22 protein-coding genes and 1 pseudogene are annotated in these 23042 nt (G+C 68.6%); 13 read left to right on the top strand and 10 right to left on the bottom strand.

Features of this window, described 5'->3' with window-relative positions:
* Positions 1-19 precede the first annotated feature (19 nt).
* Positions 20-910, top strand: a complete 891-nt coding sequence (locus tag BpN12_RS09935; RefSeq protein ID WP_246792337.1) for a manganese catalase family protein — start codon at positions 20-22, stop codon at positions 908-910.
* A gap of 50 nt (positions 911-960) precedes the next feature.
* Positions 961-1479: a ferritin-like domain-containing protein gene (locus BpN12_RS09940; protein ID WP_246792338.1), complete on the top strand. Its 519-nt coding sequence runs from the start codon at positions 961-963 to the stop codon at positions 1477-1479.
* Between the two features lie 784 nt (positions 1480-2263).
* Here the strand turns inward: BpN12_RS09940 and BpN12_RS09945 are convergent.
* Both BpN12_RS09945 and BpN12_RS09950 read right to left on the bottom strand, forming a co-directional pair.
* Entirely contained in the window at positions 2264-2839 is a 576-nt protein-coding gene (locus tag BpN12_RS09945; RefSeq protein ID WP_246792340.1) for a tautomerase family protein, read from the bottom strand.
* A 1-nt stretch (position 2840) separates the two neighbouring features.
* Entirely contained in the window at positions 2841-4259 is a 1419-nt protein-coding gene (locus BpN12_RS09950) for an MATE family efflux transporter (RefSeq protein WP_246792342.1), read from the bottom strand.
* Positions 4260-4429: 170 nt separating this feature from the next.
* Here BpN12_RS09950 and BpN12_RS09955 point away from each other — a divergent pair, with 170 nt between their 5' ends.
* The 3 genes and pseudogenes from BpN12_RS09955 to BpN12_RS09965 form a co-directional block, all read left to right on the top strand.
* On the top strand, positions 4430-5632 hold the full coding sequence (locus BpN12_RS09955; RefSeq protein WP_246792344.1) for a serine hydrolase domain-containing protein: 1203 nt from the start codon (positions 4430-4432) through the stop codon (positions 5630-5632).
* 28 nt (positions 5633-5660) lie between these two features.
* On the top strand, positions 5661-6236 hold the full coding sequence (locus BpN12_RS09960) for a TetR/AcrR family transcriptional regulator (RefSeq protein WP_246792345.1): 576 nt from the start codon (positions 5661-5663) through the stop codon (positions 6234-6236).
* A 178-nt stretch (positions 6237-6414) separates the two neighbouring features.
* A pseudogene (locus tag BpN12_RS09965) lies at positions 6415-6606 on the top strand (aldehyde dehydrogenase family protein); the annotation flags it as partial.
* A gap of 49 nt (positions 6607-6655) precedes the next feature.
* On the opposite strand, the gene BpN12_RS09970 reads toward BpN12_RS09965, so the two are convergent.
* Positions 6656-7228 (bottom strand): BON domain-containing protein, encoded by a 573-nt coding sequence (locus tag BpN12_RS09970; RefSeq protein ID WP_246792346.1) that lies wholly within the window; start codon positions 7226-7228, stop codon positions 6656-6658.
* A 367-nt stretch (positions 7229-7595) separates the two neighbouring features.
* Between BpN12_RS09970 and BpN12_RS09975 the strand changes: the two genes are divergently transcribed.
* Together BpN12_RS09975 and BpN12_RS09980 are read left to right on the top strand one after the other, a co-directional pair.
* Positions 7596-8366, top strand: coding sequence for an SDR family NAD(P)-dependent oxidoreductase (locus BpN12_RS09975; protein WP_342346205.1), 771 nt, complete (start codon positions 7596-7598; stop codon positions 8364-8366).
* A gap of 813 nt (positions 8367-9179) precedes the next feature.
* The gene (locus BpN12_RS09980; protein WP_246792348.1) at positions 9180-10061 is read left to right on the top strand and encodes a manganese catalase family protein; all 882 of its coding nucleotides are present in this window, start codon (positions 9180-9182) and stop codon (positions 10059-10061) included.
* Positions 10062-10228: 167 nt separating this feature from the next.
* On the opposite strand, the gene BpN12_RS09985 is transcribed toward BpN12_RS09980, so the two are convergent.
* Both BpN12_RS09985 and BpN12_RS09990 read right to left on the bottom strand, forming a co-directional pair.
* A complete protein-coding gene (locus tag BpN12_RS09985; protein ID WP_246792349.1) occupies positions 10229-10606 on the bottom strand; it encodes an NUDIX hydrolase in 378 nt (125 codons plus the stop codon).
* 37 nt (positions 10607-10643) lie between these two features.
* A complete protein-coding gene (locus BpN12_RS09990; RefSeq protein ID WP_246792350.1) occupies positions 10644-11141 on the bottom strand; it encodes a YciE/YciF ferroxidase family protein in 498 nt (165 codons plus the stop codon).
* 290 nt (positions 11142-11431) lie between these two features.
* Here BpN12_RS09990 and BpN12_RS09995 point away from each other — a divergent pair, with 290 nt between their 5' ends.
* Positions 11432-12601 carry a zinc-dependent alcohol dehydrogenase gene (locus BpN12_RS09995; protein ID WP_246792351.1) on the top strand — a complete coding sequence of 390 codons (1170 nt, stop codon included), beginning with the start codon at positions 11432-11434 and terminating at the stop codon, positions 12599-12601.
* Positions 12602-12610: 9 nt separating this feature from the next.
* On the opposite strand, the gene BpN12_RS10000 is transcribed toward BpN12_RS09995, so the two are convergent.
* Complete coding sequence (locus tag BpN12_RS10000; protein WP_246792352.1) at positions 12611-12808, bottom strand: hypothetical protein; 198 nt, start codon at positions 12806-12808, stop codon at positions 12611-12613.
* Between the two features lie 190 nt (positions 12809-12998).
* Here BpN12_RS10000 and BpN12_RS10005 point away from each other — a divergent pair, with 190 nt between their 5' ends.
* The 4 genes from BpN12_RS10005 (at position 12999) to BpN12_RS10020 (ending at position 17863) form a co-directional block, all read left to right on the top strand.
* A complete protein-coding gene (locus BpN12_RS10005) occupies positions 12999-14228 on the top strand; it encodes a lytic transglycosylase domain-containing protein (RefSeq protein WP_246792354.1) in 1230 nt (409 codons plus the stop codon).
* Between the two features lie 226 nt (positions 14229-14454).
* Positions 14455-15627 carry an iron-dependent methanol dehydrogenase gene (mdh, locus tag BpN12_RS10010; RefSeq protein WP_246792355.1) on the top strand — a complete coding sequence of 391 codons (1173 nt, stop codon included), beginning with the start codon at positions 14455-14457 and terminating at the stop codon, positions 15625-15627.
* A gap of 249 nt (positions 15628-15876) precedes the next feature.
* The gene (locus tag BpN12_RS10015; protein WP_246792356.1) at positions 15877-16578 is read left to right on the top strand and encodes a GntR family transcriptional regulator; all 702 of its coding nucleotides are present in this window, start codon (positions 15877-15879) and stop codon (positions 16576-16578) included.
* A 40-nt stretch (positions 16579-16618) separates the two neighbouring features.
* Complete coding sequence (locus BpN12_RS10020) at positions 16619-17863, top strand: LysR family transcriptional regulator (protein WP_246792357.1); 1245 nt, start codon at positions 16619-16621, stop codon at positions 17861-17863.
* Positions 17864-17887: 24 nt separating this feature from the next.
* Here the strand turns inward: BpN12_RS10020 and BpN12_RS10025 are convergent, their stop codons facing one another.
* From BpN12_RS10025 to BpN12_RS10035, 3 genes are all read right to left on the bottom strand, one after another.
* Complete coding sequence (locus BpN12_RS10025; RefSeq protein WP_246792358.1) at positions 17888-19018, bottom strand: porin; 1131 nt, start codon at positions 19016-19018, stop codon at positions 17888-17890.
* A gap of 92 nt (positions 19019-19110) precedes the next feature.
* Entirely contained in the window at positions 19111-19662 is a 552-nt protein-coding gene (locus BpN12_RS10030; RefSeq protein WP_246792359.1) for a hypothetical protein, read from the bottom strand.
* A gap of 61 nt (positions 19663-19723) precedes the next feature.
* Positions 19724-21067, bottom strand: a complete 1344-nt coding sequence (locus BpN12_RS10035) for an MFS transporter (protein WP_246792360.1) — start codon at positions 21065-21067, stop codon at positions 19724-19726.
* A 292-nt stretch (positions 21068-21359) separates the two neighbouring features.
* Here BpN12_RS10035 and BpN12_RS10040 point away from each other — a divergent pair, with 292 nt between their 5' ends.
* Positions 21360-21893, top strand: coding sequence for a hypothetical protein (locus tag BpN12_RS10040; RefSeq protein ID WP_246792361.1), 534 nt, complete (start codon positions 21360-21362; stop codon positions 21891-21893).
* 116 nt (positions 21894-22009) lie between these two features.
* On the opposite strand, the gene BpN12_RS10045 is transcribed toward BpN12_RS10040, so the two are convergent.
* A complete protein-coding gene (locus tag BpN12_RS10045; RefSeq protein WP_246792363.1) occupies positions 22010-22936 on the bottom strand; it encodes a GntR family transcriptional regulator in 927 nt (308 codons plus the stop codon).
* Positions 22937-23042: the final 106 nt, after the last annotated feature.

The following is a 23042-nucleotide window of genomic DNA, read 5'->3' on the forward strand; positions in this document are numbered from 1 at the left end:
CTGTCATTGAGGAGTTCTCATGTTCACCCACAATTCCCGACTGCAGTACACCGTTCGCGTCGCGACGCCGAATCCCGGCCTCGCCAACCTGCTGCTCGAACAGTTCGGCGGCCCGCAGGGCGAGCTCGCCGCCGCCATGCGCTACTTCACGCAGGCCGTGACCGAGGAGGATCCGGGCCGCAAGGACATGCTGCTCGACATCGCCACCGAGGAGCTGAGCCATCTCGAGGTGATCGGCTCGCTAGTCGCCATGCTCAATCGCGGCGCCAAGGGCGAACTCGCGGAAGCCGTGGACAGCCAGGCCGACCTGTATCGCAAGCTGTATGGCGCCGGCAACGACAGCCACCTGACGCAGGTGCTCTATGGCGCCGGCACCCCGCTGACCAACTCGGGCGGCGTGCCGTGGTCCGCGGCCTACATCGACACGATCGGCGAACCCACCGCCGATCTGCGCTCGAACATCGCCGCCGAGGCGCGCGCCAAGATCATCTACGAGCGCCTCATCAACGTCAGCGACGACCCCGGCGTGCGCGACGCGCTCGGCTTCCTGATGACGCGCGAGGTCGCGCACCAGATCTCGTTCGAGAAGGCGCTCTACGCGATTTCGGCGAACTTCCCGCCGGGCAAGCTGCCGCCGAACCCGCCGTTCGACCACGTGTATTTCGACATGTCGCCCGACGCGCCGCCGGTGCCGGGACCGTGGAACCGCGGCGACGGGCTGGAGGCGCGCGAGGCGCAGCCGGCCGTCGACGGCGGCGACGGCTCCGCGAGTGTCAACCTCGAGGGTGAGCAGGCCGCTTCCGTCGAGGCCATGGCCACACGGCTCCGCTCGGACCCCGGCGTCGATCCGACGACCGGCGCCGAGTTGGGCCGCAACGCACCGATTCCGCGCGGTGAAGACCCACGCTGAGCCCATGCGCTACAGCGCGCCTCTCTTACCTCTTCCGAATGGAGACTCACATGGCAGGCAATGAAAACAGCACCGACAAACATCTCGACGACTGGCTGCGCGACGCCCATGCGATGGAGCAGCAGGCTGAAACGATGCTCAACGCGATGGCGAAGCGGCTCGAACACTATCCCGATCTGAAGCAGCGCATCGAGCAGCACATCCTGGAGACGCAGGAGCAGTCACGCCTCGTGCGCGAGTGCCTCGAACGGCGCGGCAGCGACACCTCGTCGATGAAAGACCTGACCGCAAAAAGCGCGGCCGCGATGCAAGGCTTCTTTGGCATGTTTTCGCCGGACGAGGTGGTCAAGGGCGGCATCGCGGGTTATGTGTTCGAACACTTCGAGATAGCCTCCTACCGCGCCCTGATAGCGGCGGCGCGCGACGCGGGCGACGCACAGACCGCCGCCGTGTGCGAACGCATCCTCCCGGAGGAGATCGCGATGGCGCAATGGCTGGAGGCGCATCTGCCCGCCGTGACTGACGCCTATCTCGCGCGCTCACGCGCGGACGTGGAGGCCAAGCGCTGAAGCCAGCCCCCCTCCGTTCCAGCTGTCGGAGGGGAGGCGCCGGCGCACGCCCGTCGTCCCCCTTCCGCGCTGCAACGCGCGACCGCTCCATCCGGCGTCTGTTTCCGGTCTGCCGGCGGGCGCCCCCGGCAGGCGCAACAACCAGCGCTTTCTCGCCCGGCCCTGGCACGCGGCATGCGCTCGGTAACAGCCACTCATCACCGCAAGGGAGACGTACCATGACATCGACCAAACCCGGGACCAACCAGGGCCAACCCGACGAGCGCGAGGATCGCGGCAACAGCACGCCAGGGCCGGAAGGCAAACGCAGCGGCACTGACGTCCCGCCTCCGCGTAGCGCCCGAAACCCGGCCGAAGGCCCGGTGGACCCAGAGCGGGCCGACAAGGCCCCACGCCGATCCGGGTCTGGCAAGTAACGAAAAAACGAAAACGGGCGGTTTCGACTCGGTCTGTAGACGTTTCGATAACGCCGCGTGTCGCGCAGCCGGTGCGACCATCCGCAGAAAACCAGCCGCAAGGCTCGCGCGTCCCGACTCAGCGTGGCCGGCCCGACGGATGGGGACCGGATCGGACAGTGCGCCGGTCGCGTCCGGACCCGCGCCGCGCCCGGGCCGACCGCGCGACGCCCGGCGGTGTCGCGGCAGCGCTCGGGAAGCGTCCCGAAAACGGCTGCCAGGGCGGACCGAACCGCTGCACCGGTCCTGCCGATTCAGCCGCCGAGGTGCCTCCGCGCGACGCCCGACAGGTTGCCGACCGAAACCTGACGTCAGCTGGCAAAGCGCCCTTACTTCGGTATGCCAAAGCGGGCCTTGAGGCGGTCGATTCCAGCGAAACGGGCTTGAATCTCCGCGACACGCTCCGCCGAGACCGTGCCATCCATTCCTGCGATGAGCTTGAGAAGCGGATCGGGCGATCCCGCCGCGCCCCATTGCCCTTCCGGCACCTCCACGACATGCACCCAGATTCCAGTGCCGTCATCCGACGGATCGGTGACGAGCGCGTCGCGAAGATGCGCCGTGATCTCCGCAATCGCACGAAGCTTGAGCCCGGTGTTGAGGAACCCCTCGGGCGCAATGATGCGGGCAAAACACATCGTGCGGCCACGCACGTATGTGTCGTCGAACCGGCCGCCAACCGCCCAGTCTCCGGCCGGCAAGACGCGAAACCAGATCCAGTCGCGTAGACAGGCTGCTTCGGTCGGACCGCCAATTTCGATGTCGAGCATCGTGTCTGACAATACCCGTGCGAGGGCTGCTTTCGTCCCGGCCGCAATCGGCCCTCGGGTCGTAACTTCGATGAACGGCAATTCGATGCTCCTTTTGGTGAGTGGTGCTTGATCTACGAAGCCGACGCCGAGCAAGTCAGGTCCGCTCGCGCTGCCCCCACCGCGCGCACATCGTCCATGCGGTCAGGATGAGCGCGTACGTCACGAGTCCAGCGGCAATTGCAGCAAACAGCCACACCACTGATCCGGTCAATGCCAGCGCAAGCCATCCGCCTCCGGCCACGAGGAGCAGCCGCGCCAGGCCGCCAAGTACGGGCCATAGCAACGTCCCGGCTCCCTGATTGGCGAAGTACAGCGCAAAGCCGAAACCGTACAGTCCGTAGAAAGGCCCGACGACACGCAGATAGGTCGATCCTGCAGCGATCATCGCCGGGTCGGAACCGAACAGGCGCAGCCATAGCGCGGGCACGAATGCGGCTGCCAGGCCAAGGGCCTCGGTCATGACGAAACAGAGCGCCCCGCCAATCAGTGCGATGAGCCGTGCCCTGGGACCACGCCGGGCCCCCACGTTCATGCCGACCATTGCGACCAAGGTGCCGCCGACGCCAAAAACCAGCGGGACCAGCAGATACTCGAGACGAGCGCCCGTGCCGAAACCGGCGACCTCGGCCGCGCCGAATCGATGACCGATCAACGCAGTGGCGGAAGCGATCGTCGCGTTGGTGACGATGGAAGACAGGGCAGCGAACGCGCCCACGCGAAGAATCTCCGAGAACACCCGAGCGCGTAGACGCACCCACCTGAAGCGCGCGGCATTGCGGCCGCTCAGGATGTACCAGCCAAAGAAAAGCGCACCGCAGAGGTAGTAGACCAGCAGTGCGACTCCGCCGCCTGCTACGCCGATGCGCGGAAATGGCCCGATACCGAAGATCAGCAACGGCGACAGCGGCACCAGGATCAACACACCGCCGCAGATGCCGATTGCGGGAATGGTCAGATTGCCCGTGCCTCGAATCACCGCGGCCAGGCAGTTCATGATCCACAGTACCGGCATGCCGACGAACACGATGTTCGAATAGGTGAGCGCCGCGCGAAGCGATGCGCCCTCGCCCCCGAGCGCTCGATAGATGGATGGCCCGAACCCGAGGATGACAACCGAGCAGACGAGGCCGAGGATGCCTGTCAGCACGATCGAGTGAAGCACGAGCGCATCCGCCTCGTCGCGCCGATTGCCGCCGATCGCTCTTGCGATGGCCGACGAGATGCCGCCGCCGAATGCGCCGCCGGACACCGTCTGCATCAACATCAGCACGGGGAACACGATGGCCATCGCAGCCAGGACTTCGGTGCCGAGCCGTGAGAGATACCAGGTTTCGATGAGCCCGGTCGCTGCCTGCGCGACCATGATGATCACGTTCGGCCATGAGAGGCGGACCACGGTCGGAAGAATCGGCCCGTCGAGAAGCAGTGCTCGACGCACCGCGTGCCGATCGGAAACGGCACCGCCGACACCGCCTTCTGCGCGACGACCCGATCCGGGCGTACTCGTTTTCATCCGTTCTCCTGAAGCTCCACGACGCCTTGACGCCGCTGGAAAGTCGCCATCATAAATTTGAGCTACTAGTTGGTCAATAAATTCGACCATCAATTGACCAACTAGTAGCTCAAATGCTAAGGTGCCGTCGAACAGGGCGCTCGTCCCCTGACTTTCCTTGAGGTGACAACGTGACAAACGACCGTTCAACCGCGACCGAACTCGACTTCGAGTCGCTCGACAGGCAGTTGGGCGACGCAATCCGCAACGGCGTCGCGCCGGGGGTCGTTGCAATCGCGGCAACACCGGATGGCATCGTCTATGAAGGCGCCTCCGGCAACGCCGGTCTGGCCGACGACGCGCCGATGTCGGCGGACACGGTGTTCTGGATCCTCTCGATGACGAAAGCAGTGACGGCCGCAGCCTGCATGCAGCTCATCGAACAGGGCCGTCTGCAGGTCGATCAGCCCGCGGCCGGAATACTGCCGGCGCTCGCATCGCCCCAGGTGCTGGAAGGTTTCGCACCCGACAACACGCCAGTCCTGCGTCCGGCGAAACGCCCGATCACTGTCCGCCACCTCCTCACGCACACGTCCGGCCATACCTATTCGCTGTGGAGCAAGGCGCTCGCGCGCTATGAGGAAGCGACCGGCACACCGATCATCTTCTCGGGCAGGAATGCGGCCTTCGACGTGCCGCTGGAATTCGATCCGGGCGAGCGATGGCACTACGGGATCTCACTGGACTGGGTCGGCAAGCTGGTGGAAGCGGTTAGCGGCCAATCACTGGACGTGTATTTCCGCGAGAACATCTTCTACCCGCTGGGGATGAACGACACCGGGTTCCTGATCGGCAGCGAGCAGCGGCGCAGGCTTGCGACGGCTGCACAGCGGCGGCCGGACGGTTCCCTGGTGTCGGAGCCGTACGAGCCACCTCAGCGGCCCGAATTCTTCATGGGCGGCACGGGTCTGTTCAGTACCCCGCGTGACTATCTGGTTTTCCTTCGCACGCTGCTCCAGGGCGGCAGCTTCGACGGCGTTAGAATCCTGGAGCCTGAGACTGTCGCCGCGATGATGCGCAACCAGATCGGGGACCTCAACGTCCAGAAGATGGTCAGCCCCCGTCCCGAGCGCTCGCGCGACTTCGATCTCTTTCCGGGCACGGCGCACAAATGGGGCTTCTCGTTCGACATTAACGAGCAGCCAGGCCCCTACGGGCGAAGCGCAGGCAGTGCCGCATGGGCCGGCGCGCTGAATACGCACTACTGGATCGACCCCGTGAAAAAGGTCACCGGCGCGTTGTTCACCCAGGTGTGGCCGTTTTACGACGACCTGGTCGTCGGTTTATTCAACAGATTCGAGCAAGGCGTCTATCAAGCCATCGAAAAAGGCTGATCGACGCCGCTCTCAAGGAATAGTCGCGATGTCAAAGCCGTCGAAGCGTGAGCAACTGCTCGAAGCCACCAAGGAGCTTCTGTGGGAAGTCGGATTCGAGGCCATGTCGCCACGCGACATCCAGGAGCGGAGCGCTGCCCGACCGGGCAGCCTCTACCACCACTTTCCGTCGAAGCTCGCGCTCGCCGGTGAAGCGATGAGCGAGCTTGCGCAGAATGACATCGGCAGGCTTGACGCGTTCTTCGCTGGCGATGCACCGCCTCTCGACACGGTCGAACGCTATCTTCGTCTAGACCGGGACAGCGTTCGCGGGTGCAGATTCGGGCGTCTCGTCAACGAGGCCTCCATCGAACATGACGAACTGCGCCGGCCCGTCACGGCGTTTTTCGACGCCATCCGGCGGAATTTGACCGACAAGCTGTCTCAGGCAAAGGTTGAAGGAACATTGCCGCAAAGCGTCGATCCAGCAAAGTTTGCCGTTACGCTCCTCGCGCTGATCCAGGGTGGAGCAATTCTCGCCCGGTCCTACCAGGATGAATCGCTGGCCCGGCAAGCCATCGAGGGGGCGCTCTCGCTGCTCTCGGAAGCCACGCAACATAACTGACGGATGCCGCAGCGACCGTGCGCTCGGTCGCGCTCGATACAGTCAGGCGTCCTTTTCATGAAGCATCTCCACGAGCTTTCGACGGCGCTCTACATCGCCGGGCAGTGGCTCGGTCCCGGCACCGTCGCGCCCGGGACGGGCTGGATCCCGCGACCGGACAGTTGATCGGCACGTACCAGTCGCGTCGACCGAAGACCCCGACCGTGCGCTAGATGCCGCGCAACGGGGATTCACGACCTGGAGCAAGATCGCACCCGGAGAGCGCGCGTCAGCCCTCGATCGCGCCGCTTACCTCGCGGCGTCAGCAACCCGCGAGCAAGGCGCGGTCGAGGCGGCGCGGGCCGGCGTGCCGCCGACCCGGCCTGGATGACGCTGCCGCTGTCGTGGCCGGCCGGCTCGCGCCCGAGCGGTGCCGCCCATCAGCGTGAGTCGCCCGGGGGCTTGCGCGGCATCGGCTTGCCATCCGACTTGGGCGAATGCGTGACGATACGGCGCTCAGGGGTCAGCACCAGAGGCGCGTGGGTGCCGGGCTCGATCTCGATCCGGTTGTCGACGCCGACCACGCCGGGACACTGCCCGGCCACGCGACCGACCGCTTCGCGCAGATCCGCCGAGGGCACGCAGCCCTCCAAGCTCACCCGAGCCTGCCACACCAGAATCGAGACGCGGCCCGAACGACCGTCGAGCACCGGGGCGATCACCTCTCGCACCGCTCTGTCGATCGCCGCGTCCTCGTCGTGGGGACGCGAATATGGCGCGGCGTCAGTGATCGGCGGGGCTGCACGATCCGGATCACGCGGGTGATGTTGATCGGGCGTATCAGGCCGCGGCGGGTCAGGGCTCTCGTCCCCGTTGGTCCCCGCCGAGGCCATCATGCTCGCGCCGCCCCCCCAGGCCGCGTCGGCGGCCGGCTCTTCGGTGAGGGACGTCACGCCCCGCCCCCGTCGGTTCAGCGTCCCCGCCGACGAGAAGGAACCCGGTTGTGATTTCATGGCATGCCTCCGTGGGATGAGCGACCGAAAGTCGATATCGATCGATGAGCGCCGCGTCGTCTTCGCAACGTCGAGGCACCTGATTGGCCGATTCATGCAAGCGCCGTGCCGCGTGGGCCATCGCGCCGACAGCGTTGCGCGTCCTGTTCGGGCGCGGCCAATCTCATGGCGGTGGTGGCATTGCGCCGGACCGTCGACCTGGGCGAAGCGGGATTGCAAGGCTTGAAAAAATCTCGCGGCTTTCCTCCTCAGCGTTCACTCCGCCGGCCAGCCGCGCGGAGCGGGACGGCACACACGGCTGGAACGCGAAATGCGCGGCGACGATGGCGTGCGCGACGACGCGCAACCTATCGAACAGGAGATCGCAATGAAGCTGCAGGGAAAACACGCCCTCATCACCGGCGCCGACTCGGGTATCGGGCAAGCCATCGCAACCTGCTTCGCCGCCGAGGGCGCGGACGTGGCGGTGATCTATCACTCCGATCACGAAGGTGCGCGGGAGACCGCGCGGCGCATCGAGCTGGCCGGACGGCACGCCTGCGTGATCCAGGGCGACGTCGGGCACCCGGCTTCGGTGCGGGCCTGCTTCGCGGAGGCCACTCGCGCGCTTGGCACGCTCGACCTGCTGGTCAACAGTGCCGGCATCGGGGCAGGTGGCGCTGCGGTGGCCGAACTCGAGGACGAGCAGATCGCCGACGTGCTGCGCACCGACCTGCTGGGTCCGCTCTACTGCTGCCGCGAGTTCGTGCGGCTGCGCCGCGCTGCGGGCGGCGGCGGGCGCATCATCAATATCTCCTCGGTGGCCCAGCACCTGCCAACCCCGGAGAGTGCGCCCTACGGCATGGCAAAGGCCGGCTTGGGTTCGCTCACGCGCAGCCTGTCGCGCGAGCTGGCGCCCGAACGCATCAACGTCAACAGCCTCGCGCCTGGCCTGATCGCCACGCCGATGACCCAGGCCCGGCTGGACGACCCGCAGGCGCGCGAACACTCGATGTCGGTCATTCCCTGGCATCGTCCGGGCCGCCCCGAGGAAATCGCGGCCGTAGCGCTGCTGCTGGCCAGCGACGAAGGCGACTACGTGACAGGGCAGACCTGGACCATCGACGGCGGCTTGTCGATGCAATGGGGCGGCGCCTGAGGCAAGTGCGCCGCGCGCCGCTGCACCGGGGTCCCGCCGCTTCGTAGCGGTACCCCGATAAATCGCGACGAACGATTCGACCGGCGGCCCGACGCCTTTGAACAGCGCACGAATCGTACTGGACACCTCGCCCCTGCCGACGCCGCCTGCCGCCGTCGCCCATCCTGTCGCGCCGCTCGCAACGACGGCAGCTACCTCGCCGTCGTACCGGCCGACCGTTTCGTATCTCAGGTCCCCGCGCCAGACGCGGCAGCAGCCGAATTCGCGCGTGGAGAGGTGGCACTAGGCGCGGGCGAGATGCCATTGCCAGGAGCGCTCGCACCGTTCGGCCCATTGGTCGAATCGTCAGGCTTCGAGCAGGCCGGCAGCAGCACCACGCCGGCCAGCAGTCCCACCGCCACCACCGCTCTCGTGCAGTCTCGAATTCGCATCGTCTTTCTCCTGTTCGAAGTTCACCATCGACCCTGCTGATCCGCCTCGCATTTGCGCAAACGCCGATAGCGTCTGCGGCCTGCCGAGGCTGCATCGAGCCATCATGCATCGCGCGTTCCCGTCACGCCGGCGCAGCCGCCGGTCATGCCCGTCATCGATGGAACAGACCGTGCTCGACAGGAGAGCCCGCGTGCGCCCTGTCGCCGACCCTGCGGCCCCGCGTGCGATCGGACCCGCGCCCGGCGCCTGCCGGCACCGTCACGCCCCAGGCCGCGACACGAGCCTGGATCGGGCTGCCGTCGAGAGCGGCCATTGGGAGTGCAGCGGCACTTCCCCACAATCGTTGTAAAAACCGACGTCGTCTGTCATTGAGGAGTTCTCATGTTCACCCACAATTCCCGACTGCAGTACACCGTTCGCGTCGCGACGCCGAATCCCGGCCTCGCCAACCTGCTGCTCGAACAGTTCGGCGGCCCGCAGGGCGAGCTCGCCGCCGCCATGCGCTACTTCACGCAAGCCGTGACCGAGGAAGATCCGGGCCGCAAGGACATGCTGCTCGACATCGCCACCGAGGAACTGAGCCATCTGGAGGTGATCGGCTCGCTGGTGGCCATGCTCAATCGCGGTGCCAAGGGCGAACTCGCGGAAGCCGTGGACAGCCAGGCCGACCTGTATCGCAAGCTGTACGACGCCGGCAACGACAGCCACCTGACGCAGGTGCTCTATGGCGCCGGCACCCCGCTGACCAACTCGGGCGGCGTGCCGTGGTCCGCGGCCTACATCGACACGATCGGCGAACCCACCGCCGATCTGCGCTCGAACATCGCCGCCGAGGCGCGCGCCAAGATCATCTACGAGCGCCTCATCAACGTCAGCGACGACCCCGGCGTGCGCGACGCGCTCGGCTTCCTGATGACGCGCGAGGTCGCGCACCAGATCTCGTTCGAGAAGGCGCTCTACGCGATTTCGGCGAACTTCCCGCCGGGCAAGCTGCCGCCGAACCCGCCGTTCGACCACGTGTATTTCGACATGTCGCCCGACGCGCCGCCCGTGCCGGGACCGTGGAACCGCGGCGACGGGCTGGAGGCGCGCGAGGCGCAGCCGGCCGTCGACGGCGGCGACGGCTCCGCGAGCGGCGACCTCGACGACGCGCAGGCCGCGGCGATCGAGGCGATGTCCAGCCGGCTCGAATCGGATCCGAACGTCGACCCCACCACCGGCGCCGAACTGGGCCGCAACGCACCGGTTCCGCGCGGCGACTAACCGCGTCGAACACGCGCGCCGCGGGGTGCCCCGCGGCGCGCGCGTTGCATCGTCCCGGCCTGCGGGCAGGCATCGGAGCAGGTGAACCGGCGCGATGCATGTGAACAGGCGCCGGCGCCATGCCCGCAGCCCGCCATGAGCGGCGCCGCGGCGCGCGGCCGGCGGCTTCAGCGCGGCGAGCGCGCGCCGAGCAGCGCCACGATCTCGCGCGTGGGCACGCTCGCCGGCAGCGCACGCGCGCGGCGGGGATCGACCCAGCGGCAACGGCTGATTTCCGAGCAGGGCCGCGCGTCCATGCCACAGGGAACCTCGGCAAGGAACACATGGTGCAGCTTCTGCAAGCCGGCGAACTGCAACACGTAGACCAACGTCAGTCCGGCAAGCGCCGTTTCCTCGCGCAGTTCACGCAGCGCCGCCTCGGCCGGCGATTCGCCGCGCTTGAGCGCGCCGCCGGGCAGCGCCCAGCGCCGCCCGGCCCGCGTCACGAGCAGGATCCGCGCGCCGCGCCGGCAAATCACCGTGGCGCGCTGCTTCCCGCGCTTCATGGCGACGAGGCCGCTTCGCGCGCGGGCGCGCCGCGCTTCACTTGCCGACCGCCTTGGCGTTGCCGGCGCGCTTGGCGAACTCCGTCAGCTTCAGGTCGGTGGCCTTTTCCTCCTCGAGCGTCTGCGCCAGCAGCTTGACGGCCGGCTCCAGCCCCAGCTGCTTGCCGATCGCGCAAAGGCTGCCGTAGGCGGCGATCTCGTAGTGCTCGACCTTCTGGGCGGCCGCCACCAGCCCGGCGTCCAGCACCGGCCCCTTCTCGATCTCGTCGATCAGTTCCTCGCCCTCCTCGATCAACCCCTCCATGGCCACGCACTTGATGCGCTTGAGCCGCAGCCCGCAGGTTTCCACCACCTGGTCGATCCGCTCGACCTGGCCGCGCGTTTCCTCGAGGTGGGCGCTGAACGCCTCGCCGAGCGTCGGATCGGAGGCGGAGCGGGCCAGCTTGCCGAGGGCCCGCGTCAGCTGTTTCTCCGCGCTGTAGATATCCGACAGCATGTGGACGAACAAATCGTCGACGGTCTTTCGTTGTGCCATGACTGACTCCTGTTTCGGGGTGGATGGAGCCTCCCGTGTTGCAACCGCCATGCCAGGGCTTCGCGCCGCGCGGTTGGCCGGGCACGGGCACGCGGGGCAGGTGTTTTTTTCGCGCCTGGCAAATTGGCATGGCATCACCGGCATGGCATCCCGCCCGCGATCGCGCGACGTGCGGCGTGGCGGTTGCGCCGCCTTCATGGACGACCGGGCCGGCGGGCGGAACGCGGCTTGCGATGCGGCACGGTGGGCGGCGATCGCCGATCTGCCCGCCCCCTTCCGGAGAAACCACGATGAGAGCACTACGATGGCATGGCAAGCACGACATTCGTTGCGACACGGTACCGGACCCGGTCATCGAGGACGGGCGGGACGCGATCGTGCGCGTCTCCAGCTGCGCGATCTGCGGCTCGGACCTTCACCTGTTCGACGGCCTGATGCCGGGCATGAAGCACGGCGACATCATGGGCCACGAATTCATGGGTGAAGTCGTCGAGCTGGGCAAGGAAAACCGGAGCCTGCGAATCGGCCAGCGCGTGGTCGTGCCGTTTACGATCTTCTGCGGCGAATGCGATCAGTGCCGGCGCGGCAATTTCTCGGTCTGCGAGCGCAGCAACCGCAACCGCGACAAGGCAAGCAAGGTGTTCGGGCACACCACGGCCGGCCTGTTCGGCTACTCGCACCTGACGGGCGGCTATCCCGGCGGACAGGCCGAATACGTGCGCGTGCCGTTCGCGGACACCACCCACATTCCCGTCCCCGACAGCCTCGACGACGAGCAGGCGCTGTTTCTCGGTGACATCCTGCCGACCGGCTGGCAGGCTGCCGTCAATTGCGAAATCGAGCCCACCGACACGGTGGCGGTCTGGGGTGCCGGCCCGGTCGGGCAGATGGCGATCCGCAGCGCCGTGCTGCTCGGGGCGCGGCAGGTGGTGGCGATCGACCACGTGCCGGAGCGGCTCGAGATGGCGCGCCAGGGCGGCGCGATCACGATCGACTTCGATCACGACAGCGTGGTGGAGCGGCTGAGCGAACTGACGGCCGGCCGCGGCCCGGAAAAATGCATCGACGCGGTGGGGATGGAATCGCACGCGGCCCGCTCGCTGGACGCGATGTACGACCGCGTGAAGCAGGCCGTGATGCTCGAAACGGATCGCCCGCACGTGCTGCGCGAGATGATCTACGTGTGCCGGCCGGCCGGCATCCTGTCGATACCGGGCGTGTACGGCGGCGTGCTCGACAAGCTGCCGTTCGGGGCCGCGATGAACAAGGGGCTGACGTTTCGCATGGGGCAGACGCACGTGAACCGCTGGACCGGCGACCTGCTCGCGCGCATCGAGCGCGGGCAGATCGATCCGTCGTTCGTCATCACGCATTCCGTCCCGCTCGAGGACGGCCCGCGGATGTACGAGACGTTCCGCGACAAGCGCGACGGCTGCATCAAGGTGGTGATGAAGCCGTGAGCGCGCCGGTTATTCGTCGCGGTCGAAACTGATCAGATGGTCGCTGCGGGCGATACGCCCGCCCTCCACCTTCACCGTACCGGTATAGCGTACCCGCAGCCCGCGCGGCGAACCGGGGGTGGCGCCCGCATCGCCCGACGGCGGCGGCGCCGCCTCGCCGGTTTGCGGGCACCGTGCCTGGGACGATTTCGGTTCGACGGATTGCATGGGTTCCTCCAGATGGGCGCGCGTGGCGCGCGGGCGACATGCCTGCTTGCAATTTCCGGGCCAGGGTGACCACACGGCGCGCGCCCCGTCCCGGCGGGGCGCGCGGCGCCGGCACGCCCGCGGCGGGCTTGGGATTTTTTCCAGGCCGGGTAAAATGCCGCTACTTCGTGCCGTCCCACCCAGAAAAATCATGGCCATGCGATACCGGAAGATTGCGCTCCGCGGGGTCGCGCCGCTCTGTCTCGGCGCGCTGGCCGCGATCGTGCTGGGCCGCCCCGGCGTCGCGCGAGCCGACTGCATCGACGAGGCCGCCGCGTTCCAGCATGTGAATGTGGGCCTGATGCGGGCGATCGCGCAGGTCGAATCGGGCACCCGTACCAACCTGATCAACCCGAACAGCAACGGCACGTTCGACATCGGCCTGATGCAGATAAACAGTTCGTGGCTGCCGCGCCTCGCACGCGAAGGCATCACCGAACAGAGCCTGTTCGACCCCTGCACCAACGCCTATGTCGGCGCCTGGATCCTCTCGGAAAACATTCGCCAATTCGGACCGACCTGGAACGCGATCGGCGCGTACAACGCGAGCGCGCCCGACAAGCGGCTCGCCTATGCGCGCAAGGTCGTCGACGCGGCCCGGTCGATCGTCAGCACCGCGGACTCCCCGATGCCCATTCTCCCGCCCTCCTTCACGCCGCCGCAGACCTACAACCCGTTCGCGAGCCTGGAGGTCAACCAGGTCAAGCTGGCCGCGCCGCGCGCCGCGAACGCACCGGGCGGCCTGCCGGCCGCGGTGCCCGCCGGCGCGCCGCCGTCGCCGATGATTTCCGCGGCGGCGCCCGGCCAGTACAACTTCGGCTGGGACATCAGCGGCGCGCCCGACGTCAAGCCGGTGCAGGTGTTCGACGACGGCAAGAAGATCTACGCGCAGTTCAGCGACATGAAGCGCGTGCCGGCGATCTTCGCCGACACGCCGCATGGCCGCGCGGTGCTGCGCTGGGAATCGCAGCCGCCCTACGCGGTGATCGCGTCGCTCGAACCCTCGCTGGTGTTCCAGCTCGGCGGCGCCGAGGCGAAGGCCCAGCGCCGGCCCGACACCGCACCGCTGCCGCCCGGCATGCGGGCGGCGGCCGCCGCGGCCGGCGCGTCGGGGGCGTCGGCACCGAAGCCGCGCGCCGCCGGCCCGGCGAGCACCGACGCGCTGTGGTACGTGTCGACGCCGTCGACGGTGGCGGGGCCGACGAAGCTGCCCAACGTCGAGACATCGGCCAATACGGTCGCCAACGCAGCCGCCAATACCTATGCCACGGCGCAGACCGCACCGGCACCGGCCATCACGCCCGCCGCCCCCGCGCCCGCCGCGAAGCCGGCCGCCGATGCCCGCAACAGCACCAGCGCGCTCTGGTATCTGACGAAGTAACGAAGCGGGTCGCGAAGCCGGCGATACCTCGCGCGAGGTGCCCGGCTTCGGAGCCGGCCGGGCTGTCGCGGCTGCTCAAAAACGGCACAGCTGCGCCGCCTGCGAGCACCGCCGCCCGGTGCGAAAGCCGCCCAGCCCCATGAAATCAAGGCCTCCGGCCGATGGTACGGTTCCTGCAAAGAACCGGTGGCAGCAACACGATCCCCACCTGCCATCCGGAGCCACCATGAGCTACCTGAACCTCGCCGACCGCACCGACCGCTTCTTCATCCCCTGCGTCACGCTGATCGGCGCCGGCTGCGCGCGCGAGACCGGCACGCGAGCGAAGTCGCTGGGCGCGAAGAAGGCGCTGATCGTCACCGACGCGGGCCTGCACGAGATGGGACTGTCCGCGACGATCGCCGGCTACCTGCGCGAAGCCGGCCTCGACGCCGTGATCTTCCCCGGCGCCGAGCCGAATCCGACCGACGTCAACGTCCACGACGGCGTGGCGCTCTACCAGCGAAGCGGCTGCGACTTCATCGTGTCGCTGGGCGGCGGCTCCTCGCACGACTGCGCGAAGGGCATCGGGCTCGTCACGGCGGGCGGCGGCCACATCAGCGACTACGAGGGCGTGGACAAATCGAGCGTGCCGATGACGCCGCTGATCTCGATCAACACCACGGCCGGCACGGCGGCCGAGATGACACGCTTTTGCATCGTCACCAACTCCAGCAACCACGTGAAGATGGCGATCGTCGACTGGCGCTGCACGCCGCTCGTCGCGATCGACGACCCGCGCCTGATGGTGGCCATGCCGCCCGCGCTGACGGCCGCCACCGGCATGGACGCGCTCACCCACGCGGTGGAGGCCTACGTCTCCACCGCCGCCACGCCGATCACCGACGCCTGCGCGGAAAAGGCGATCGCGCTGATCGGCGAGTGGCTGCCGAAGGCGGTGGCCAACGGCGAATCGATGGAGGCGCGCGCGGCCATGTGCTACGCGCAGTACCTGGCCGGCATGGCCTTCAACAACGCCTCGCTCGGCTACGTCCACGCCATGGCGCACCAGCTCGGCGGCTTCTACAACCTGCCGCACGGCGTCTGCAACGCGATCCTGCTGCCGCACGTCTGCGAGTTCAACCTGATCGCGGCGCCCGAGCGCTTCGCGCGCATCGCCGCGCTGCTCGGCGCGAACACCGCGGGGCTGCCGGTGACCGACGCGGGCGCCGCGGCGATCGCCGCGATCCGCGCGCTGTCGGCCTCGATCGACATTCCCGCGGGCCTCGCCGGCCTCGGCGTGCAGGCCGACGACCACGAGGTGATGGCACGCAACGCGCAGAAGGACGCCTGCATGCTGACCAACCCGCGCACGGCCGCGCTGCAGCAGGTGATCGGCATCTTCGAAGCGGCGATGTAGGCGCGGCGCGCCGGGTGGGTCGAACGAGGCCCGCATCCGGCCTCGCCCGCCCGGCGGCGCGGCCGTCGCCTCCGAAATCCTCCCCTGCCCCGGCGCCGTCGCCCTTTCCCGCCTATGACAAACAAGCCGCCGCGAAACGCCATCGACGCCCGTTCGCGGCCTGCAACGGCAGCCCCGCCGTGTCGCGGCATTTGACGCCGCACGCGCACACAGGGAACATGCGGGATCGGAGACTTTCCCACCGGCCGCATGAACAACACCACGCAGCAAGCCATCGTCCATCAGTTGCGCGAGAAGATCCTGAACGGGGAGCTCTCGCCGGGCCAGCGGCTCGTGGAGGCGCAGGTCGCCGAGCGGCTCGGCGTGTCGCGCACGCCGCTGCGCTACGCGCTCAGCATCCTCGCCGGCGAAGGGCTGCTCGAACGCTCGGGCGCGCGCGGCTACGTGGTGCGCCGCTTCGGCGTGGACGACGTACTCGACGCGATCGACGTGCGCGGCGTGCTCGAAGGGCTCGCCGCGCGCGCGGTGGCCGAGCGCGGCGTGGCTCCCGAACTCGCGCAGGCGCTGGCCGACTGCCTGCAGCGGCTCGATGCGCTGTTCGTGCCCGGCAGCCTGTCCGACGACGACGTGCGCGAGTATGCGCGCCTGAACGGGCAATTCCACACGCTGATCACCGAGGCGGCCGGCAACGCGGCGCTGAACTCGGCACTCGCGCTGAACGACCGGATCCCGTTCGTCTCGGCCGCCACCGTGGTGTTCGACGAGGCCGCCAAGGAGCAGCAGCGCGCCATGCTGCTGTACGCGCAGCGCCAGCACCATGCGATCGCCTCGGCGCTGCTGCGCGGCGAGGGCGCGCGCGTGGAGGCGCTGATGAAGGAGCACACGCAGATCTCGAAGGACAGCCTCAACCTGGCGCCGAGCCACCCGCGCCTCGACGGCCGGCCGTCGTAGCCCGCCCGCGCCGCTCATGCCACCGACTTCGCCCCCACCCATGGAACCACGCCGCGAACCGCCCAATCTCGCCCAACTGCGCGTCTTCCGGACCATCGCCGAGGTCGGCAGCGCGTCCGGCGCGGCCGCCCGGCTGCATCGCGCGCAGTCGGCCATCACGCGCTCGCTGCAGGAGCTGGAGCACTGGGTCGGCGAGAAGCTGTTCGAGCGGCGCGCGGCCGGCATGATGATGACGCCCGCCGCGCGCGTGGTGCTCAAGCGCGCCGACCGCGTGTTCCATGAACTCGAGGAAGTGGCGGCCTGGTGCCTCGCGCTGCAGAACGGCCGCCGCCCCACCACCGAGCGCCCGCTGCCGGCCTATCTGCTCAACACGCGCCGGCTGCAGCTGACGGTGTCGCTGGCGCGCCATCGCCACATGCCGAGCGCCGCGCATGCGCTCGGCATCAGCCAGCCGGCCGTGAGCAGCGCGATCCGGATTCTCGAGACGGGCGCCGGCATCCGGCTGTTCCACCGCCACGCGCGCGGGCTGGTGCTGACCACCGAGGGCGAGACCTTCGTGCTGCACGTCCGCCGCGCGCTCAACGAGCTGCGCCATATCGAGGACGACCTGGCCGCCGCGCGCGGCGTGATCCAGGGCAGCGTGACGATCGGCGCGCTGCCGCTCGGGCGCACGCTGATCCTGCCCGCGGCGATCGCGCGGATCTCCGCGGCCTGCCCGCAGGTGCGGATCTCCACCGACGAAAGCGCCTACGAGACGCTGGTCGCCAACCTGCGCGCCGGCGACATCGACTTCGTGCTCGGCGCGCTGCGGCAGGACGATCCGGCCAGCGGCCTCGTCAACGAAAAGCTGATGTCGGAGGAACTCGTCGTGATCGCGCGCGCCGGCCATCCGCTCGCGAGCCTGCAAGACCTGACGCTCGCGCAGCTGGTGGGCGCGCAATGGATCCTGCCGCGCTCGAACGCGCCGGCGCGCGCCACCATCGACGGCATCTTCACGCGCCAGCGCCTGAAGCCGCCGCAGCCCACCGTGGAGACGGCCGATCTCGCCGTGATTCGCGGGCTGCTGCTGGCCACCGACATGCTCGCGGTGCAGTCGGCCCAGCAGCTGCATTACGAATGCCGCTCCGGCGAGCTGAAGATCCTCGACATCGCGCTGAAGGACACGCGGCGCGACATCGGCCTGATCATGCGCGCGGGCGGCACGCCGTCGCCGGCCGCGCGCGCGCTGATCGACTGCATCCGCGAGGCGCTGCGCGCCATGCCGAGCGCGCCGGCCCGGCCGTAGCCGCCGGGTGGCCGGGCGCGTCGGTCAGAACAGGTGGCGAATCCCCACCTGCACGCCGGTCTCGCTGGCGCCCTTGTCCGGCGTCAGGAACGAGCCGGTCGTGATGCTCGCGCCCGCCATCTTGTACTGCGCCGTGCGCGCGTTGTAGAGGCGGGACACCGTGCCGTAGAGGCGCGTGGCCTTCGACAGGTCGTAGTTGACGATCGCGCCGAACTGCTGCGCGTTGTTGCCGAGGCCGGAGTCGTCGTGCATGTAGGCGTAGCCGGCGCCGGCGCTCAAAAACGGGCTGAAGCGGTAGTCGGCCGACAGCGACCAGGTGCTGTGCCACTGCCCCGGCGTCGTGCCCACCGGCCCGACGGCGGGATCGTACTTGCCGGCCGGGTTGCTGAGCGCGTTGCCGGTGGTGGCCGAGATCACGTCGTTCGAGCGGAAGTAGCCGAGATAGAGCCTGCCGTGGCCATAGTCGAGGTTGCCGCCCGCCATGATCTGCTGCACGCGCACGGCGCCGGTCGCGTTCGCCGCGTTCAGGTAGGCGAGCGCCAGATACACCGGCCCCTGGTAGCTCTGCACGCCGATCTGGTACACGGCGTTGCCGGCCAGCGTGCCGGCCCGGCCGCCCACCGAGTAATGCGCCTCCACGCTGGTGCCGAAGAACTTCGGCGAGAAGTAGGCGATGTCGTTGTCGACGCGCGCCAGCCAGTTCGCGAAGTTGTTGTAGCCGGAGGCGTAGGTGGCCGCCGAGAACGCGTCGAGGTTGCCGCTCCACGCGAACATCGGCGTGTTCTGGCGCCCGAGCCGCACTTCGCCGAAGCGGCCGGCGAGGCCGACCCAGGCCTGCCGGTCGAACAGGCGATAGGCGTTCTGCACGCTGCCGCTGCCCGGGTCGAAGCCATTCTCGAGATCGAACGTCACGCGATAGCCGCCGCCGATCTCCTCGATGCCCTTCAGGCCCCAGCGGCTCGTCAGCTCGCCGTTGTTGCCGAGCACGGCCAGCGACTGGTGCGCGCCGCCGCTTTGCGCCGATTGATAGCCGACGAAGCTGTCGAGCACGCCGTAGAGCGTGATCGACGACTGCGCCTGCGCCCGCATCGATATGGCGAGGCTCGCCAGCACGGCGATTCGCAGTACTGATTTCCGGTTCGGCATGATGCCCATGATGTCGTCTCCTCCCTGTTGTCCTGCCTGTCGTGTTTTTTACTTTCGTGCTTGTGTAATGGCTGCGGCCGCCGTGGCCGCGCCGGCGCAGCTCAGCGCGCGCCGTAGCCCGCGAGCCTGCGCTTGACGACCAGCGCGAGCGGCACGGTGAAACAGAAGTGCGACATGAATCCGCCGATGATCACGTTGGGGTCGAGGTAGTTCGGATGATTGTCCGAGGCGATCGAGATCGCCACGTGCATCGCGATCCACGCGAGGATCGCGTAGAACAGCGCCACGAAGGTCGCCTCGAAGCCGCGCCTGCGCAGCGCCGGCCAGACCGCCGCGAACGCCACGCCCCAGGCGATCGCGAACGCGAAGTGGATCACCGTGCCGAGCACGTAGGCCCAGATCCCGATCGACTCCTGGAACGCGCGGCCGAACACGAGGCCGGTCGCGTTGCGCGGGATGCCGCCGAGCGGCATCAGGTGCTGCACGCCCACCCAGATCAGCGCTTCGTAGATCCAGATCGCGACGGCGCCGGTCAGGCCCGCGATCGCGCCGACCCGCAGGATCGTCCTCGCGTCGGGGCGCGCGGCGGCGTCGCGGCCGGGATGGGATTCGGTGCCGAGGCTGGCGCTGCTCGCGCCGTAGTGGTCGCTCATGGTGTGTCTCCGTGGTGGTGGTGGTAAGCGTTGATATTGGATGCGGAAGCGTCCCGCCCGCTCAGGCGTCGGCGACGGGCGCCGTGATGGAGCGGGCCGCGATGCGGTTCAGGACGATCGCCACGGCGGCCACGACGGCCGGCACGGCGAGCACCGAGAACACGGCCGAGAAGCTGAAGCCGAGCGACAGCAGCGCGCCGCCGACCAGCGAGCCGAGGATGCCGCCGAGCCGCCCGATGCCGAGCATCCAGCTCACGCCGGTGGCGCGCGCGCGGGTCGGGTAGCAGGTCGGGGCCAGCGCGTTCAGGCCGGTCTGCGCGCCGCTCATGAAGAACCCGGCGCAGCTCACCAGCACCGGCAGCAGCGCCGATTTCAGCGAGCCCATGCCGAGCGCGAAGATGAAGCAGCCGCCCAGCAGGTAGGCCACGCCGATCACGCCGTTGCGGTCGAGCCGGTCCATCGCGAAGCCCACCGCGATCGCGCCGACCGTGCCGCCCAGCTGGAACAGGCCGGTGATCGCGGCGGCGCGTTCGACCGGCAGGCCCGCGTCCTTGATCAGCGTCGGCAGCCAGCCCGTGAGCAGGTAGATGATCAGCAGTCCCATGAAATACGTGAGCCACAGCATCAGCGTGCTGAACCCGTAGCCGTCGGCGAACAGCATGCGCACCGGCGCCTTGGCGGCCACCACCGGCTCGGGCGCGGTGAAGGCCACGCCATCGTCGAAACGCTGGCCGCAGACGCGGCCGAGCGTGGCGGCGATCGCGCGCGCCGGCCGGCCGCGCACCAGCATCAGGCGCGCCGATTCGGGCAGCAGCCACAGCAGCAGCGGCACGCTGGCGAGCGGCAGCACGCCGCCGAACACGAACACGGCGCGCCAGCCGAAATGCGGGATCAGCGAGGCCGCCACGAAGCCGCCGAGGCCCGAGCCGAAGTTGAAGCCGGTGAACATGATCGTCAGCAGCAGCGAGCGGCTTTTCGACGGCACGTACTCGGACAGCAGCGTCGTGGAGTTCGGCATCGCGGCGCCGAGCCCGAGCCCGGTCAGGAAGCGCAGCACGATCAGCTGCCACGGCGACTGCGCGAACGCGCAGAGCAGGCTGAACAGGCCGAAGCAGAGCACCGAGCCGATCAGCACGCGCTTGCGGCCGACGCGATCGGCGGCCGGGCCGGCCACCAGGGCGCCCACCGCCAGCCCGATCATCGCGGCGCTCATCACCGGGCCGAACGCCGCGCGGCTCACGCTCCAGTCGTGCATCACGACCGGCGCGACGAAGCCCATGATCGCCACGTCGAGGCCGTCCATCGCGACGATCCAGAAGCACAGCGCCAGCACCAGCCATTGAAAGGCCGACATCCGGCGCGCATCGATGAACGCCTTGATGTCGACGGGTTGAGCAGAAATCATGTTCGTCTCCGGTGAGCGGGTGCCGCGGTCCCCGCCTCTGTTGATGTCGTGTCGCGGCGCATGACGAGGATTCGGGGCTGCCGCGACTTGGGATACCAAAATAGATAAACGGCGGCCTGTCCGAAACTTCGGGTTTCACCTTAACGATCACGTGATCGCCTTTCCGTCAGGTGCTTTCAGGATTCCGACCACGGCCGCAAACCCTTGTCCAGCCATGCGGTTTGGGATACCAAACGGCGCGCCACGGCGACTTCGCGGCGGCGGCGCGCGGCCGGGCCGATAAGCAAATCAGATGGAGCCGATAACAGGTCGCAAGCGCGGCGCGGCGGCCGTTCGCGCCTCAGGAGGAGTCGCCACGGGCGGCCGGAGCAATGGAACCGATACGCGCGGTTTCCCCGCCCGGGGCAACGACGCGCGGCGGCGGGAAGAAGGAAAGCAAGGGGGAAAGCGGGACGCGCGCCGTGACGCGAAATGCAGGACCGTCCGGAACGTTGCGGGCGGCGCCATCTACGACCACCCGGCGCGCGTGCTCGCGCCGGGCGAACGCCTGATCCCGCAACTCGCGGGCGCGGCGATCCGAACCGCCGGCATCTGCCGCGAGATCGACTCGAAGCTGTCGCCGGGGCGCTCGTCCGGCAGGCTGCCGGCGCATCGCGCGGTGGTGGCCCACGGCGCCTGCCGCCATGTCCGCCACCCGATCCACCTCGGCGACTTCCGGCGCTACCCCGGTGTCCTGCCCGTCAACCCGGCTGGCGGAGCGGCTTCCTCCGCGCCGGGCCGTTCGTCATGCCGATCCCGCGGATCGTCCTCGAGGAGGACGTGCTGAAGCGGGAAGACGCGTCCTACCCGCGCCGCGGCCGCCGCGTGCGCGTCCGGTTCGCGCCGTTCATCCTCGGATCGCGGGCGCGGCCGGCTTCACGGGCAACGTCGGGCCCGCCGCGTTCATGGCTGCACGGCGGCCGGCCGCTTGACGCGCACCGGCGCCTCGGCGGCGCCCGTGGTGTGATAGGCGTGCGACAGATGCTGGTGCATCCGCACGGCGGCCGTCGGCATGTCGCCGTCGAGGATCGCCTCGAGGATCTCGACGTGCTCGCCGCACCACTCGCGAATCCGCTTGCGGTTCACGTAGCCCTGGAACTCCAGCAGCCGGCGCAGGCGGTTCTGCTGCTGCATCGACTGGTACATGAACACGTTGCCGCTGTACTCGGCCAGCATCTCGTGGAAATTCGCGTCGGTCTCGAACACCTGCTTCGGCGTCACGCTGTTGCCGCCCAGTTGCGACACCAGGAAGATGTGCTCGCGGCGGCAGCGTTCGAGCACCGAGCGGTCGGGCGAGAAGGTGGGCAGCAGCAGGCCGGCGGGCTCCAGCGTGAGCCGGAAGTCGTAGCTGTTCTTCAGCGTCAGCGCCGAATCGAGCGAGGGCTGGAAGCTCCAGCCGTGCCCCTTGTTGCGGATGATCAGGCCGTCCTCGGACAGCCGCGAGAGCGCGCGCGTCATGGTCACGCGATCCACCGCGTAGCGCTGCGCGATGTCGGTCTGCGTGAGCGAGGCCGGGATCGTGCCGGCCAGGCGGTCGGTGACGAGCCGGTTGTAGAGATCCTCGTCGGCCGACGGCGGCAGGTCGAGTTCGATCCGGTGCAGGCCGTCCGGCGGCTGCGCGAGGAAGTAGCCCTGGTTCTTGCGCGCCTCGACCACGCCGAACGATTCGAGCACGCCCATCGCGGCCCGCACCGGCGTGCGCGACACGCCGAGCAGGTCCGCCAGCTGCTGTTCGCGCAGATGGTAGCCGACCTCGAACCGCGCCTCCTCGATCAGATCGAGGATCTGCTTGGCCAACCCCTGCGCCCCCTTGCCCGCCCGCTTCGTCATCGCGCCCTCCTCCCTCGAATGGCGCAAGCATAGCAAAAAATACAAAGTTGAAATATTCCCTGGAGCCAGTCGTCACGGGGATTTCAGCGCGTTTACATCACATCGG

Source organism: Burkholderia perseverans (genome assembly GCF_022870505.1).
Classification (GTDB): domain Bacteria; phylum Pseudomonadota; class Gammaproteobacteria; order Burkholderiales; family Burkholderiaceae; genus Burkholderia; species Burkholderia plantarii.

Excerpts from the sequence above, each read along its gene's own strand:
- BpN12_RS09960 (WP_246792345.1), top strand. The coding sequence starts at position 5,661 with ATGTCAAAGCCGTCGAAGCGTGAGCAACTGCTCGAAGCCACCAAGGAG.
- BpN12_RS10045 (WP_246792363.1), bottom strand. The coding sequence starts at position 22,936 with ATGACGAAGCGGGCGGGCAAGGGGGCGCAGGGGTTGGCCAAGCAGATC.
- BpN12_RS10005 (WP_246792354.1), top strand. The coding sequence starts at position 12,999 with ATGGCCATGCGATACCGGAAGATTGCGCTCCGCGGGGTCGCGCCGCTC.
- BpN12_RS10015 (WP_246792356.1), top strand. The coding sequence starts at position 15,877 with ATGAACAACACCACGCAGCAAGCCATCGTCCATCAGTTGCGCGAGAAG.
- BpN12_RS09990 (WP_246792350.1), bottom strand. The coding sequence starts at position 11,141 with ATGGCACAACGAAAGACCGTCGACGATTTGTTCGTCCACATGCTGTCG.
- BpN12_RS09935 (WP_246792337.1), top strand. The coding sequence starts at position 20 with ATGTTCACCCACAATTCCCGACTGCAGTACACCGTTCGCGTCGCGACG.
- BpN12_RS10025 (WP_246792358.1), bottom strand. The coding sequence starts at position 19,018 with ATGGGCATCATGCCGAACCGGAAATCAGTACTGCGAATCGCCGTGCTG.
- mdh (WP_246792355.1), top strand. The coding sequence starts at position 14,455 with ATGAGCTACCTGAACCTCGCCGACCGCACCGACCGCTTCTTCATCCCC.
- BpN12_RS09975 (WP_342346205.1), top strand. The coding sequence starts at position 7,596 with ATGAAGCTGCAGGGAAAACACGCCCTCATCACCGGCGCCGACTCGGGT.
- BpN12_RS10035 (WP_246792360.1), bottom strand. The coding sequence starts at position 21,067 with ATGATTTCTGCTCAACCCGTCGACATCAAGGCGTTCATCGATGCGCGC.
- BpN12_RS10030 (WP_246792359.1), bottom strand. The coding sequence starts at position 19,662 with ATGAGCGACCACTACGGCGCGAGCAGCGCCAGCCTCGGCACCGAATCC.
- BpN12_RS09940 (WP_246792338.1), top strand. The coding sequence starts at position 961 with ATGGCAGGCAATGAAAACAGCACCGACAAACATCTCGACGACTGGCTG.
- BpN12_RS10020 (WP_246792357.1), top strand. The coding sequence starts at position 16,619 with ATGGAACCACGCCGCGAACCGCCCAATCTCGCCCAACTGCGCGTCTTC.
- BpN12_RS09970 (WP_246792346.1), bottom strand. The coding sequence starts at position 7,228 with ATGAAATCACAACCGGGTTCCTTCTCGTCGGCGGGGACGCTGAACCGA.
- BpN12_RS10040 (WP_246792361.1), top strand. The coding sequence starts at position 21,360 with ATGGAGCCGATAACAGGTCGCAAGCGCGGCGCGGCGGCCGTTCGCGCC.
- BpN12_RS09985 (WP_246792349.1), bottom strand. The coding sequence starts at position 10,606 with ATGAAGCGCGGGAAGCAGCGCGCCACGGTGATTTGCCGGCGCGGCGCG.
- BpN12_RS10000 (WP_246792352.1), bottom strand. The coding sequence starts at position 12,808 with ATGCAATCCGTCGAACCGAAATCGTCCCAGGCACGGTGCCCGCAAACC.
- BpN12_RS09980 (WP_246792348.1), top strand. The coding sequence starts at position 9,180 with ATGTTCACCCACAATTCCCGACTGCAGTACACCGTTCGCGTCGCGACG.
- BpN12_RS09950 (WP_246792342.1), bottom strand. The coding sequence starts at position 4,259 with ATGAAAACGAGTACGCCCGGATCGGGTCGTCGCGCAGAAGGCGGTGTC.
- BpN12_RS09995 (WP_246792351.1), top strand. The coding sequence starts at position 11,432 with ATGAGAGCACTACGATGGCATGGCAAGCACGACATTCGTTGCGACACG.